Below are 13,581 nucleotides of genomic sequence, written 5' to 3'. Positions count from 1 at the left end.
GCGGCTCGCGCGCACGCTGCCAAAGGACCACGATGACTGCGTTTGTTGATTTCCAGAACGTCTGGCTGGCCTACAACGACGAGCTGCTCGCAAAGAAGCAGTTCGCCGTCGAGGACATCAGCCTGCAGATCAGGAAGGGCGAGTTCGTCGCCATCGTCGGGCCTTCGGGCTGCGGCAAGTCCACCTTCATGAAGCTGACCACGGGGCTGAAGATGCCCTCGCAGGGCCGCATCACCATCGGCGGCGAGCCCGTGACGGGGCCGCTGAAGATCACCGGCATGGCGTTTCAGGCGCCCTCGCTGCTGCCCTGGCGCACCACGGTCGACAATGTGCTGCTGCCGCTGGAGATCGTCGAGCCCTATCGCTCGAACTTCAAGGCCAAGCGCAAGGAGTACGAAGCGAAGGCCCGCGCGCTGCTGCAGAGCGTGGGGCTGGGGGGCTACGAAGACAAGTTCCCGTGGCAGCTTTCCGGTGGCATGCAGCAACGCGCCTCGATCTGCCGCGCGCTGATCCATGAACCCCAGATGCTGCTGCTGGACGAGCCCTTCGGTGCGCTCGACGCCTTCACGCGCGAGGAGCTGTGGTGCGCCCTGCGTGATCTGCAGGCCGAGCAGGGATTCAACGTCATCCTGGTGACGCATGACCTGCGCGAAGCCGTCTTCCTGGCCGACACCGTCTACGTGATGAGCCGCAGCCCGGGGCGCATCCTCGCGCGCCGGGAGATCGAACTGCCGCGGCCACGTGATCTGGAGGTCACGTACACGCCCGAGTTCACCCACATCGTGCACGAACTGCGCGCGCACATCGGTGCCCTGCGCAAGCCGACCACCATCCAGACCACCGCGGAGATTGCGCAATGAGCCTCTCGTCCAGGCAAATGGAGCGCTGGGCCCCCTGGGCCTTGCTGCTGTTCGTCATCGCCCTGTGGCAGGTGCTGTGCACCGCACTCGATGTGTCGGAGTTCATCTTCCCCAGCCCTGTCCGCATCGCCTCACAGATTGCGGAGTTCCACAGCGAACTGCTGCGTCACGCCTGGCACACCTTCTGGGTGACGATGGTGGGCTTTGCCATCGCGATCGTGGTCGGCGTGCTGCTCGGCTTTCTGATTGGCAGCTCTCGGCTGGCCTACGCGGCTGTCTACCCGCTCATGACCGCCTTCAACGCCCTGCCCAAGGCCGCCTTCATCCCGATCCTCGTGGTCTGGTTCGGCATCGGCGTGGGCCCGGCGGTGCTCACGGCCTTTCTCATCAGCTTCTTTCCGATCATGGTCAACATTGCAACCGGCCTGGCCACGCTGGAGCCGGAGCTGGAAGACGTGCTGCGCGTGCTCGGCGCCCGCCGCTGGGACGTGCTGATCAAGGTCGGCCTGCCTCGCTCCATGCCTTACTTCTACGGCTCGCTGAAGGTCGCCATCACGCTGGCCTTCGTCGGCACGACGGTGTCGGAGATGACCGCTGCCAACGAGGGCATCGGCTACCTGTTGATCAGCGCCGGCTCGGCGATGCAGATGGGCCTGGCCTTCGGCGGCCTGGTCATCGTGGGCGCCATGGCGATGATCATGTACGAAGTGTTCTCGGTGGTGGAAAAGCGCACCACCGGCTGGGCCCACCGCGGGAGCCAGAATCACTGAGTGAGCCTCCCCGCACCTGCATCCTCTTGCCATCCCCTTTTCTGACAGGAGCCCCGATGAACCCGATCCGACCGCTGTCCCGTGTGGCCGCCCCGGCCCTCGCCCTTCTCGCCGTGCTGGGTGCCGGCACGCAGGCCCGCGCCGCCGACAAGTTCACCTACCTGACCAACTGGTACGCGCAGGCCGAACACGGCGGCTTCTACCAGGCGCAGGCCACCGGGCTCTACAGCAAGGCCGGGCTCGACGTGACGATCAAGATGGGCGGCCCACAGGTCAACCTCATGCAGTTGCTGGTGGCGGGCCAGGCCGACTGCATCATGGGTTACGACGTGCAGACCATGAAGGCCTGGGAACAGGGCATCCCCGCCGTCACGGTGGCGGCCGCCTTCCAGAAGGACCCGGCCGTCATCATCGCCCACCCCGAGGTGCGCCGCTTCGAAGAGCTCAAGGGCAAGACCCTGCTGATCGGCAGCGCGGGCATGGTCACCTACTGGCCTTGGGTGAAGAGCAAGTACGGCTTCACCGACAGCCAGATGCGGCCCTACACCTTCAACATCCAGCCCTTCCTGGCCGACAAGAACATCGCCCAGCAGGGCTACCTCGCCTCCGAGCCCTTCAGCATCGAGAAACAGGGCGGCTTCAAGCCCTCGGTGTTCCTGCTGGCCGACCTGGGCTGGCCGCCCTACGCCACCACCATCGTGTGCACGGCCGACACGGTGAAGAACAGGCCGCGTCAGGTGGCGGCCTTCGTGAAGGCGTCGATGGAAGGCTGGAAGAGCTACCTCACGGCCGATCCGGGCCCAGCCAACGCGCTCATCAAGAAAGACAACCCGAACATGACGGACGACCTGATCGCCAATGGCATTGCCAAGATGAAGGAAGTCGGCATGGTGTTCGGGGGCGATGCCGCGAAGCTCGGCGTGGGCGTGATCACCGACGCGCGCATGAAGCAGACCTACGACATGATGGTGGCCAACAAGCTGCTGGACCCGGCCAAGGTGGACGTGAAGAAGACCTACACCACGCAGTTCGTGCAGCAGCTGAAAATCATGCCCTGAACCTTCGGAGCCCACCCGTCCATGCGCCACAGCCTGCCCGTCATCGACCTCAGCCAGCGCGACGGCCTGCCCGAGCGGCTGGATGCCGCCTGCCGGCACGAAGGGTTCTTCTACCTCATCGGCCATGGTGTGGACCCGGCACTGCGCGCAGCGGCCTTCGACGCGGCTCGGCGCTTCTTTGCACTGCCTGACACGGAGAAGGCCCGCTGGCACATCGAGCGCAGCGGCATCCACCGCGGCTGGGATCCGGTGGCCTGGCAAGCGCTGGAGCCCGGTCAGCCGGGTGACCTGAAGGAAAGCTTCTACCTCGGGGTCGACCGCGGCCCGGATGACCCGCTGGTGCAGGCCGGCACGCCGAACCAGGGCCCGAACCAGTGGCCAGACGAGCACCAGGTGCCCGGTTTCCGGCAGGCCGTGCAGGCCTACGAGGCCGCGCTGAGCCAGCTGGCGCGGCGCGTGCTGTCCTTCATGGCGCAGGGCCTGGGCCTCCATGCCCGCTGGTTCGACGCCTGCCTGCAGGATCCCATGCCGGTGCTTCGGCTGCTGCACTACCCGCCGCAGCCGCCTTCCGAGGCCGTGCGGCCCGGGCAAATCGGCTGTGGGGCCCACACCGACTGGGGCAGCATCACGCTGCTGGCGCAGGACGACGCGGGGGGCCTGCAGGTGCAGGCGGCCGACGGCACCTGGTTCGATGCGCCGCCCATGCCGGATGCCTTCGTGGTCAATCTGGGCGACATGATGGCGCGCTGGACCAACGACCGCTACCGCTCCACACCCCACCGCGTGTTCAACCCGCACGGCCGCGAACGGTATTCGCTGGCCTACTTCTTCGACATCGATTACCACGCCGAGGTGCAGGCCCTGCCCGGCTGCTTCGACGAAGCCAACCCGCCGCGCTACCCGCCCACCACAGCCGGCGAGCACATCATCGAGATGTATGAACGCACCCGCGCCAGCCATTGAGATCCTGTCCGCCGAGCAGGTCTACCCCAACGGCACCCGGGCGCTGATGCCGGTGTCGCTGACGATCGCGCCCGGCGAGTTCGTCAGCCTGCTCGGCCCCTCGGGCTGCGGCAAGAGCACCCTGCTGAAGATGGTGGCCGGCCTGCTGGCTCCGAGCGACGGCCGCATCCTGCTGTCACGCCGGCCCGTGCACGACGCGGGCCACGACCCGCAGCTGTCCTTCGTGTTCCAGGAGGCCACGCTCATGCCCTGGGCCAGCGTGGCCACGAACGTGCGCCTGCCGCTGGATCTGGCCGGCGTGCCGCGAGCCGAGGCCGACGCCCGCGTGGCCGAAGCACTCGAACTGGTCGGCCTCGGGCGCTTCGGCGCGCACCGCCCGCGCGAGCTTTCGGGCGGCATGCAGATGCGGGTGTCCATCGCGCGCGGCCTTGTCACCCGACCGCGCCTGCTGCTGATGGACGAACCGTTCGGTGCCCTCGATGAAATCACCCGCAACCGCCTTGACAGCGACCTGCTTGCACTGTGGCGCCAGCAGGGGCTCACCGTCGTGTTCGTCACCCACAGCATCAGCGAGGCGGTGTTCCTTTCGACCCGTGTGGTGGTGATGGCTGCGCGGCCGGGTCGCGTGGTGGAAGACCTCCGCATCGAGGCGCCGTGGCCGCGTGACGAGGACCACCGCACCTCGCCGCAATTCAACGAGCAGGTGCGCCATCTGCAGCGCAGCCTGAACGCCGCCAGCCAGGAGACCGCATGAGCGTCGCCCTTCACCGCAGCACCGCCATGCAACAGTACGTGCTGCCCGTGCTGCTGGCGGCCTTTCTGATCGGCTTGTGGCAACTGTGGACGGTGGCGGCGCAGGTGCCCTCCTATCTGGTGCCCTCGCCGGTCGACATCGCGAAGACGCTGGTGGCCGACTTCGGCCTGCTGATGGGCGCGCTGTGGGTGACGGTGAAGATCACGGTGCTGGCCTTCCTCAGCGCCGCCGTGCTCGGCGTGCTGATTGCCTTTGCCTTCGTGCAGAGCCGCTGGATCGAGGCCGCCTTCTTTCCGTACGCCGTGCTGCTGCAGGTGACGCCCATCGTCGCCATCGCCCCGCTCATCATCGTGTGGGTCAAGGACCCGACGGCGTCGCTCGTGGTGTGCGCCACGCTGGTGGCCCTGTTTCCCATCATCAGCAACACCACCGTGGGGCTGCGCAGCGTGCACCCCGGTCTGGCGGCCTACTTTCAGCTGCAGCGCGCCTCGCGCTGGCAGGTGCTGCTGCGGCTGCGCATCCCGTCGGCCCTGCCCTATTTCTTCGCCGGCCTGCGCATCTCGGGGGGGCTGGCCCTCATCGGTGCGGTGGTGGCCGAGTTCGTGGCTGGCACGGGCGGCACGGGCACGGGGTTGGCCTATCAGATCCTGCAGTCAGGCTACCAGCTCAACATCCCGCGGCTGTTCGCTGCACTCGTCCTCATCTCGCTCACCGGTGTGGCCGTGTTCGCCGCCCTGGCGTGCCTCACACGCTGGGCGCTGGGCGGCTGGCACGAAAGCGAGCTCAATCGATGAGCCACTCCTCCCTTCTGATTCGCGGCGCACAGGCGATCCTCACGGGCCGCGCGGGCGACGCCATGCGGCATGACGTGCGATCCCACGGGGCCGACATCCGTGTGCGTGGCAGCCGCATCGACGCCATCGGCCACCTCACGCCCGAGCACGGCGAACGCGTGATCGACGCGCACGGCTGCATCGTCATGCCGGGATGGGTCAACACCCACCACCACCTGTTCCAGAGCCTGCTCAAGGGCATTCCGGCCGGCATCAACCTGGGCCTGATGGGCTGGCTGAGCGCCGTGCCCGTGTCCTACCGGCGGCACTTCGACCACGAAGCAGTGATGCGGCTGGCCGCGCGCCTGGGCCTGGTCGAGTTGCTGCTGTCGGGCTGCACCACCGTGGCCGACCACCAGTACCACTACTACCCGGGCATGCCGTTCGATGCCTCGCAGGCGGTCTTTGATGAGGCCGCCGCACTGGGCCTGCGCTTCGTGCTGTGCCGCGGTGGCCAGACGGTCACCCGCAGCATCGACGTCAACCCGCCCCCACAGGTTCAACCGGAGACGCTGGAGGACTTTCTGGCCGCCGTCGAGCACGACGTGCAACGCTTTCACGACCCGGCGCCCGATGCCCTGCGCCGCGTGGTCTGTGCGCCCACCACGCCCACGTGGTCGGTGCCGGTCGAGCACCTGCGCCCCATCGCGGACGAGGCCCGCCGACTCGGTATCCGCCTGCACAGCCATCTGAGCGAAACGTCGGACTACGTGCGCTACACGCACGAGGTCCATGGCTGCTCACCGGTGGATTTCGTGGAACAGCATGGCTGGGTGGGCGAAGACGTCTGGTATGCGCACCTGGTGCACCTCTCCTCTGCCGAAGTGACCAAGCTGGCCCGCACGGGCACCGGCATGGCGCATTGCCCGCAAAGCAACTGCCGGTTGGGCTCGGGTGTGGCCCCAGCGCCGGCCCTGCACCGAGCGGGCGGTCGGGTCTCGCTGGCTGTCGACGGCGCAGCCTCGAACGAGGCCGCCGACATGCTGCACGAAGCGCACACCGCCTGGATGGTGCACCGGGCCGTCGGTGGGCCGGATGCCATCACGGCCGAGGAAGTGCTCCACATGGGCACGGCCGGGGGCGCGCGCGTCCTCGGGCTGGATGCCGTGGGCACCCTGGCCCCGGGTCAGGCGGCCGACATCGTGGTCATGCCGCTGAACGAGCCGCGGCAGTGGGGTCTGCATGACCCGGCCATGGCCCCGGTGGTGAGCGGCGCCGGACGCCCCAGCCATGTCCTGTGCCACGGTCGGGTCGTGCTCGACAACGGCCAGATTCCCGGGCTGGACCTGCAAGCCCTTCGCGCTGAAGCCCAAGCGGCGGTGCGTGTCATGCAGACCGCACGATCCTGACACTGAACTGATCCATGCCTGTGCCCCCACCCCGCTACCCCGCCCTGCCTCCGCTCAGCGAGGCACAGATCACCTCGCTGCTGCGCCGCGCCAATACGGTGGCCGAACGCGCACGCAGTCTTGGCCGCCATCCCTTCGGGGCCATTCTGGTGGGGCCCGACGGCCACACGGTGCTGGCAGAGCAAGGCAACGTCGACACGGTGAACCATGCCGAATCGGTGCTGGCGCGCACCGCGGCCCTGAACTACAGCCCCGAGGTGCTGTGGCAGTGCACCCTCGTCACGACGGCCGAGCCGTGTGCCATGTGCGCTGCCACCCAGTACTGGGCCAACATCGGGCGCGTGGTGTATGGCATGACCGAGCACCGGCTTCTTGAACTCACGGGCGACGCCAGCGAAAACCCGACCATGAACCTGCCCTGCAGGGACGTCTTCGCCCGCGGGCAGAAGCCGATCGAGGTCATCGGCCCCGTGGCTGCCATGGAAGAGGACATCGCCGCGCTGCACCGCGGCTTCTGGCATCGCGAGCACGGAGCCTGACGGCCCGCTCGCTCACTTGAGGGCCGCGCGCGCCTTGGCCATCACGGCCGCAGTGGCCGCCTGGTCGGGCGGGCCACTGATGAAATCACCCAGGCACCCCGAACCGGCACACACGAGGTACTGCGGCTTGTCGCCACACTTCCACGCCGCCCACATCTCCAGCGGCATCAGGCTCACTGACTTCACGAAGCCCGTGCCCGTGCCGCCGAACTGGGACGGAATGCAATTGAACGCCGAGCCGACTTCGCTGACGTGGCACTGCTTGGCCTCGCCTGGCGCCGGATCGCCGCCCAGGGTGGCCGCATCGCATACGTAGGTACCCGTGGCCGCCACCGAGGCGCTGCGCCACTTGCCCGGCACGCCGTACCAGACGAACTGGCCGGCCTTGGCCGCCACCCGTCCGCCCTCAGGAACCTGCGCTCCCGCCGGAGTGGCCCAGACACCGACTCCGAACGCAAGAGCCCAACACGCAAGCCGCATCTCCCGCTCCTTGTGCACCACGACGCAGCATGCACGGCAACCAGCGTGCCTGCCCTCCTGTCCGGGCTTGTGATCGCACGTTCCATGTCCGGTGACCAATCCTCACCCATCCCGTTTCACAATGCGACGGATTGCAGGGCAATGTAAGCAAGCTCATCGCTTGCAACCCGGTGTGGTGTTTTGTACCGATGCCCGTCAGCCTTGCGCGTAGCGCGCGCTTGTCATGGGTGCGCGGCCAGCCATGACTTCCCGGCAGCCAGCGCCGAGAGCGGCGAGCCAAACCCGGCGCCCACCGGAATCTCGCCGTCCCATGCGGTCTCGGGCGGATCGCCATCGATCGCGACCGCCTCCACCGACACCGACCACGTTCCCGAGTCGCTGTGGCGCTTGGCCGTCACGAGATAGCTGCAACCACTCACGTCCACGGTCTCATCCACCTGGCTCGGGTTGAGCTGTTCGCATGCGCTTCCCATGATTCACCTCCGTGCGTCAAAGGACACAGGACCATGTTGCGCATTCTGCATGCCTGCGGACACCGGCCTTTCCCTAGCCCGCGGGCACACGGTTTGCCGCCCGGCGGGCCATGCTCTGGTTGAAAACAATGCACCTTGCCGCGCTGGTGTGCTGGTGCGGCGCGCTCTTGGGCGTCGTCGCCGCGCTCGGCCGCCCGGGTGGCCCCCCGGACACGCAGGAAGCGGCCGCACCACAGCGGACCCTGTTCCTGCTCATGGCCACGCCCGCTGCGCTGGTGGCCATTGCCACGGGCACGGGCCTCTTCGCCCTGGTGGATGGCACGCCGACCTGGCTGGCCGCGAAGCTGTTTGCGGTCACGTTGCTCGCCACGTGTCACCTGCTTGCCGGGTGGGCCCTGCACCGCGAAGAGCACGGCGAGCCCCTGCCCTCATCGCCGCATCTCGGCCTGTCTGCCGCCACCGCCTCAGCCATGGTCGGCACGCTGTGGCTCGTGCTGGCCAAACCTGCGTAAGGCCGTGCGATGAGGGAGCGTCGCTGCGCCACGCTACCTCGCCGTCACCACGCCCACCGCCTGCTCGTAAACCAGCCGGCCGCCCAGCAGGCTCGCCAAGCCGACCAGAAACGCCGCCAACGCACTGAGTGCCACGGTCATCCACACCGGCTCGCCGGAAGGGGCGACCTGCAGCCGCCAGAACCAGCTCAGCGTTGCCACGGACAGCATCATCACCGCCGCCACGCCGTGGCACGCCGCGACCAGCATGCCCCGGATGCGCCGCACCAGCACCCAGTCGGCCGTGCCCACCACCGCCGCAAACCAGCCGCCCCAGGCCCCCACCCCGGCGAGCCACAGGGCGGCGCGCTGCCAGAACACATCGGCCGTCCACCAATGCGCGGCGTCGGCCCCCAGAACGGCCAGCAGCATCGCCACCGGAAAGTGCACCACCATGGGATGCAGCGGGTGCCCCGCCAGCCGTACATGGCTGTGGATCGGGTCGATCACCGTCGTTCTGCGTCTGCGTGCTGCCATCGGGCGTCTCCGCTAGTCCTGATTCTGGCCACGATGCCGCTGGCCGGCTTGAGCGCCTGTGCCGGGCCGCAGTCCATCCTCGACCCCGCCGGCCCTGCGGCCCGCACGATCGCCGCGCTCTGGTGGGGCATGCTGGCTTACGGCACCCTCGCGCTCGTGGTGGTGGCGGCCTTGTGGTGGCGCGGCCTGCATCGTCGCCACGCGCCCCCGGCTGACACAACCCGGCCCGCCTGGGCCTCGCGGTGGCTGCTGGTCGGCGGCGTGCTCTGGCCCACCTTCAGCATCGTGGTCCTGCTGGCATTCGGCATGCCCGCCGGCCATGGCATCCAGGCCCTGCCCCTGCCCGCCGGCGCACCGCGCATCACGGTCGACGTGCACGCCAGGCGGTGGACATGGCTGGTGCACTATGCCGGCCGCACCACCCCGCTGGTCAACGAATTGCGCATGCCGGCCGGTGTGCCGGTGGACGTCCGCGTGCACGCCGACGACGTGATCCACAGCTTCTGGGTGCCACGCCTGCAAGGCAAGGTCGACGCCATCCCGGGCCGCGTGAACGCGCTGCGCCTGCAAGCAGACACCCCGGGCGTGCACCGCGGGCAGTGCGCCGAGTTCTGCGGCACCGGCCATGCGCACATGGTGCTGAACGTCATCGTGATGCCCCCCGCGGACTTTGCCCGCTGGATGAAGGAGCCTGCGCCATGAGCCCCGAGTCGGCCGACAGTGGGCCCGGCCGCGACCCCGAGGTCCTGCATGCCGAGATGGAAGCCGTCTGGGGCAACCCGACGGGCTGGCGCACGGCGTCCGTCGTCAACCATAGCAGCATCGGGCTGCGCTTCATGGGAACGGGGGCGGTGTTCTTTGTGGTCGGTGGACTGCTGGCCATGCTGGTGCGAGCGCAACTCGCGCGCCCGGGCGCCACGGTGATGGACGCCAGCGCCTACAACCAGGCCTTCACCATGCACGGCAGCGTCATGATGTTCCTGTTTGCCGTGCCGGTGCTGCAGGGCCTGGCTTCCTACCTGATGCCCAAGATGCTGGGGGCGCGCGACCTGGTCTTCCCGCGGCTCAGCGCGCTCGGCTACTGGTCCTACCTGTTCGGCGGCGTGATCCTGCTCTCCAGCCTCGTGTGGGCGGTGGCCCCGGACACCGGCTGGTTCATGTACGTGCCGCTCAGCAGCCGCCCCTACAGCCCGGGGCCCAACGCCGACTTCTGGCTGCTGGGCATCACCTTTGTCGAGATCGCCACCATGGCCTCGGCCATCGAGATGGTGGTGTCCATCCTGCGCACCCGCGCGCGCGGCATGACGCTGCCCCGCATGCCCATCTTCGCGTGGTACATGCTCGTGACCTCGCTGATGATCATCGCCGGCTTCCCACCGCTCATCCTGGGCAGCATCCTGCTGGAGCTCGAACGCTCGGCCGGCTGGGCTTTTTTCGATGTCGCACGCGGCGGTGACCCGATCCTGTGGCAGCACCTCTTCTGGCTGTTCGGCCACCCCGAGGTCTACATCATCTTCCTGCCCGCGGCGGGCATCGTCTCCACCATCCTGCCGGCACACGTGCGCCATCCGCTGGTCGGCTACACCTGGTCGGTCATTGCCGTCATCACCACGGGCTTCATCAGCTTCGGCCTGTGGGTGCACCACATGTTCACCATCGGCCTGCCGCATCTGGCGCAGGCCTTCTTCTCGGCGGCCAGCATGCTGGTGGCGGTGCCCACCGGCATCCAGGTCTTTGCCTGGCTGGCCACCCTGTGGGCCGGGCGCCCCCAGCGCACGGTGCCCATGCTGTGGCTCACCGGCTTCCTGCTGATCTTCGTGGCCGGCGGGCTGACGGGCGTCATGCTCGCCCTCGTGCCGTTCGACTGGCAGGTGCACGACACCCACTTCGTCGTCGCCCACATGCACTACGTGCTCGTGGGCGGCATGCTGTTTCCGCTCGTGGCTGGGCTGTACCACTGGCTGCCCCTGTTCAGCGGCCGCATGCCGTCAGAGCGCCTCGCACGCTGGGCGTTCTGGGTCACCTTCATCGGGTTCAACGGCACCTTCCTCATCATGCACTGGACCGGCCTGCTCGGCATGCCGCGCCGGGTCTACACCTACGAAGCCGGGCTGGGTTGGGACCTACCGAACCTCGTGTCCTCCGTCTTCAGCTTCGTCATGGCCTTCGGCGTGGCCATGGTCTTCATGGACCTGTTCCTGTCGGTGCGACACGGCCGGCGCGCCAGCCCCAATCCCTGGCAGGCCGACACGCTGGAATGGGCCTGCGACATGCCTCCCCGCGCCTACAACTTCGCCAGCCTGCCCACGGTCACCAGCCGCCATCCCCTGTGGGACGAACCGGACCTGCCAGAGCGCATGCGCGAGGGGCAGCTGGCCCTGCCCCGCGCAAACCACGGCCGGCGCGAAACCATGGGCAGCGACCCGACTCAGGGCACCCCGCGTGAGGTGATCCATCTGCCCGGCAACAGCTTTCTGCCGCTGCTGCTGGGGCTGGCCCTGGGTTGGGTGTGCGTGGCCCTGCTTGCGAAGGCGTATGGGGTGGCGGCCCTGGGTGCGGGGGCGGCGGCCGGTGTGGCATTGCGTTGGTCATGGGTGAATGGCGCCCACCCGGGGGCCGCGGCCGAAACCCACGGCTTGCCGGAAGGCCTTCTGCTGCACTCGCGCACCGCCGACGGGCCGGGCCTCTGGGGCATGGGGATGACGCTGCTGGCCGATGGCGCCCTCTATGCGTCGCTGCTGTTCGGGTGGCTGTACCTCTGGACGGTGTCGCCCGCCGCAGCCAGTGCGCCCCTGCCGACTCCGCTGCTGGCCCGGCTGACACCGACCGGCCTGGCTCTGGGCGGGACGGCGCTGACCACGGCCGCGGTCGGGCTGGCACTCATGCGACGAGCCAGTCAGCGACTCCAGCGCGGGCACGATGCGGGGCTCGTGCCGCAGACGCTGGGCGCCGGCCTGCTGGGCCTGCTGTCTGTGGCCTGCCTGGCCGTCCTGCTCCGCGTGGTGCCGCTCGCGCCGCAACAGCACGCGCACGACGCCATCGTCTGCACGCTGTTCGCCTTCCAGCTGCTGCATGGCCTGATCGGCTCGGTCGCCAGCCTGCTGCAGGCCTGGCGTGTGGGCCACCGCTACGTCGGCCCGCACGCCCCCTACGAGCCGCTCGTGGTGACCCAGTGGTGGGGCTTCGCCGCGGCGACCCTGTGGGTTACCGCGGGCGTGGTGTTCGGGGTGCCCGCCCTGTGGAGCGCGCCATGAGCCGGCTGCTGCACGCGACGCACCCCTTGCAACTGGTCTGGGGTCTGCTGCTGTGGACTGTGTGGTTCGTGCTCATCTACACCGTCCAGGCGCTCAGCTGTGTGTCACCCGCGCCGCACGCTGCCGTTCATCCCACCGCCGTCAACACCGCCCTGCTCATGATCGGCGTCGGGTTCGCGGCGGTGATGGTGTGGATGATGTGGCGGTGTCTGCGCGCGAGCCGGCAGGCCGCGCTGCCGGCTACGGGGCGCTTCATCGCGTTGACCGCGGCCGTGTTGCATGGCACGGCCGCGTTCTCCACGTTGTTTGTCGCGCTGCCGTTGTGGCGCCTGCCACCATGCCTGTGATGCCCGACACAGGCTGCCTCCGATGCAGGTTGTTCCTGCGCGGGTCACTGACCGCCTCGGTGCTGCTGGGCATGAGCGGAGCCCAGGCCCACACACCGGTCGGCCTGGCCGGCCAGCAGGTGTGGCCCGTGTGGCTCAGCTGGGTGCTCTACCTCACCGCCTGGTGGCTGTACCTGCTCGGAGCCCTGCGCGTGCGGCCAGACCGCCGCAGCCGCGCGGCCTTCCACAGCGGCATGCTGGTCTGCGGATTGGCGCTGTTCGGTCCCGTTGACGAGGCCGCAGCCCACAGCACCGCCATGCACATGCTGCAGCACATGCTCCTGATTGCGGTGGTGGCACCGTGGATGGTGGTGGCCCGGCCGCTGGTGCAATGGCGCGCCGCCCTGGGCCCGCGACTTGACCCGTGGACACGGCCAGTGCTGGGCAGCTTGCGGTATCCGCTGGGCTGGGCGCTGGCGCACGGGGCGGCACTGTGGGTGTGGCACATGCCGCGGCCCTACATGGCGGCTCTGCAGCATGAGGCCTTGCATGCGATCGAGCACGCCTGCTTCCTCTTGAGCGCCTGGGGCTTCTGGTGGGCGGTGCTGCGCGCCCCGCCCCCTGTGAGGGCCGCCGCCATGCTGTCGCTGTGGCTCACCCTCATGCACACCGGCTTTCTGGGTGCGGTGCTCGTCTTCGCGCCGCGCCCCCTGTACTTCCCTGAATCCCGGACGCTTGACGACCAGCAGCTGGCCGGGCTGCTGATGTGGGCACCCGGCGGCGCGGTCTATGTGGCGGCGGCGGGTTGGCTGGTCAGCCGCTGGTTGAAACCGCCCGTCGCGAGGCAGCCACCTCCTCAGACCTGTTGATCGACACGCCGCCGGGCAGAATCGC

Annotated in this window: 16 protein-coding genes; 13 read left to right on the top strand and 3 right to left on the bottom strand. The window is 68.7% G+C overall.

The genetic code is table 11. The annotated features are described in order from the left end of the window. Positions 1–32: 32 nt before the first annotated feature. Genes DEH84_RS07205 through DEH84_RS07170 form a run of 8 tightly spaced genes read left to right on the top strand, consistent with a single transcriptional unit; the run spans position 33 to position 7,126 of the window. Positions 33–860, top strand: coding sequence for an ABC transporter ATP-binding protein (locus DEH84_RS07205; protein ID WP_109036086.1), 828 nt, complete (start codon positions 33–35; stop codon positions 858–860). Next, positions 857–1,630, top strand: a complete 774-nt coding sequence (locus DEH84_RS07200) for an ABC transporter permease (RefSeq protein ID WP_109036084.1) — start codon at positions 857–859, stop codon at positions 1,628–1,630. The genes DEH84_RS07205 and DEH84_RS07200 overlap by 4 nt, the downstream gene beginning before the upstream one ends. A 56-nt stretch (positions 1,631–1,686) precedes the next feature. Continuing rightward, positions 1,687–2,688 carry an ABC transporter substrate-binding protein gene (locus tag DEH84_RS07195; RefSeq protein WP_109036082.1) on the top strand — a complete coding sequence of 334 codons (1,002 nt, stop codon included), beginning with the start codon at positions 1,687–1,689 and terminating at the stop codon, positions 2,686–2,688. Between the two features lie 21 nt (positions 2,689–2,709). Beyond that, on the top strand, positions 2,710–3,651 hold the full coding sequence (locus DEH84_RS07190; RefSeq protein WP_109036080.1) for an isopenicillin N synthase family dioxygenase: 942 nt from the start codon (positions 2,710–2,712) through the stop codon (positions 3,649–3,651). Continuing rightward, complete coding sequence (locus DEH84_RS07185) at positions 3,626–4,405, top strand: ABC transporter ATP-binding protein (RefSeq protein WP_109036078.1); 780 nt, start codon at positions 3,626–3,628, stop codon at positions 4,403–4,405. The genes DEH84_RS07190 and DEH84_RS07185 overlap by 26 nt, the downstream gene beginning before the upstream one ends. After that, entirely contained in the window at positions 4,402–5,199 is a 798-nt protein-coding gene (locus tag DEH84_RS07180) for an ABC transporter permease (RefSeq protein ID WP_218929770.1), read from the top strand. The genes DEH84_RS07185 and DEH84_RS07180 overlap by 4 nt, the downstream gene beginning before the upstream one ends. Continuing rightward, positions 5,196–6,587, top strand: coding sequence for an amidohydrolase family protein (locus tag DEH84_RS07175; protein WP_109036076.1), 1,392 nt, complete (start codon positions 5,196–5,198; stop codon positions 6,585–6,587). Before DEH84_RS07180 ends, DEH84_RS07175 begins: the two co-directional genes overlap by 4 nt. A 14-nt stretch (positions 6,588–6,601) precedes the next feature. Further along, a complete protein-coding gene (locus DEH84_RS07170) occupies positions 6,602–7,126 on the top strand; it encodes a nucleoside deaminase (RefSeq protein WP_109036074.1) in 525 nt (174 codons plus the stop codon). 12 nt (positions 7,127–7,138) lie between these two features. On the opposite strand, the gene DEH84_RS07165 is transcribed toward DEH84_RS07170, so the two are convergent. Both DEH84_RS07165 and DEH84_RS07160 read right to left on the bottom strand, forming a co-directional pair. Beyond that, positions 7,139–7,522, bottom strand: a complete 384-nt coding sequence (locus tag DEH84_RS07165; RefSeq protein ID WP_109036072.1) for a hypothetical protein — start codon at positions 7,520–7,522, stop codon at positions 7,139–7,141. A 305-nt stretch (positions 7,523–7,827) separates the two neighbouring features. After that, positions 7,828–8,079, bottom strand: a complete 252-nt coding sequence (locus DEH84_RS07160) for a hypothetical protein (RefSeq protein WP_109036070.1) — start codon at positions 8,077–8,079, stop codon at positions 7,828–7,830. Between the two features lie 128 nt (positions 8,080–8,207). On the opposite strand from DEH84_RS07160, the gene DEH84_RS07155 reads away from it, so the two are divergent. Beyond that, positions 8,208–8,591 (top strand): CopD family protein, encoded by a 384-nt coding sequence (locus DEH84_RS07155; RefSeq protein ID WP_159098900.1) that lies wholly within the window; start codon positions 8,208–8,210, stop codon positions 8,589–8,591. A 33-nt stretch (positions 8,592–8,624) separates the two neighbouring features. On the opposite strand, the gene DEH84_RS07150 is transcribed toward DEH84_RS07155, so the two are convergent. After that, positions 8,625–9,107: a DUF2231 domain-containing protein gene (locus DEH84_RS07150; RefSeq protein ID WP_109036066.1), complete on the bottom strand. Its 483-nt coding sequence runs from the start codon at positions 9,105–9,107 to the stop codon at positions 8,625–8,627. 33 nt (positions 9,108–9,140) lie between these two features. On the opposite strand from DEH84_RS07150, the gene coxB reads away from it, so the two are divergent. Genes coxB through DEH84_RS07130 form a run of 4 tightly spaced genes read left to right on the top strand, consistent with a single transcriptional unit; the run spans position 9,141 to position 13,556 of the window. Continuing rightward, positions 9,141–9,809 carry a cytochrome c oxidase subunit II gene (coxB, locus tag DEH84_RS07145; protein WP_109036064.1) on the top strand — a complete coding sequence of 223 codons (669 nt, stop codon included), beginning with the start codon at positions 9,141–9,143 and terminating at the stop codon, positions 9,807–9,809. Then, the gene (gene ctaD / locus DEH84_RS07140) at positions 9,806–12,361 is read left to right on the top strand and encodes a cytochrome c oxidase subunit I (RefSeq protein WP_109036062.1); all 2,556 of its coding nucleotides are present in this window, start codon (positions 9,806–9,808) and stop codon (positions 12,359–12,361) included. Before coxB ends, ctaD begins: the two co-directional genes overlap by 4 nt. Next, positions 12,358–12,708, top strand: a complete 351-nt coding sequence (locus DEH84_RS07135) for a hypothetical protein (protein WP_109036059.1) — start codon at positions 12,358–12,360, stop codon at positions 12,706–12,708. The genes ctaD and DEH84_RS07135 overlap by 4 nt, the downstream gene beginning before the upstream one ends. Next, a complete protein-coding gene (locus tag DEH84_RS07130; RefSeq protein WP_218929769.1) occupies positions 12,699–13,556 on the top strand; it encodes a cytochrome c oxidase assembly protein in 858 nt (285 codons plus the stop codon). Before DEH84_RS07135 ends, DEH84_RS07130 begins: the two co-directional genes overlap by 10 nt. The last annotated feature ends 25 nt before the right edge of the window (positions 13,557–13,581 follow it).

The sequence above is a fragment of the Aquabacterium olei genome, from assembly GCF_003100395.1.
GTDB lineage: Bacteria > Pseudomonadota > Gammaproteobacteria > Burkholderiales > Burkholderiaceae_C > Aquabacterium > Aquabacterium olei.
Note: the sequence above shows the minus strand (reverse complement) of the source record. Positions and strands in the feature narration are given on the sequence as shown.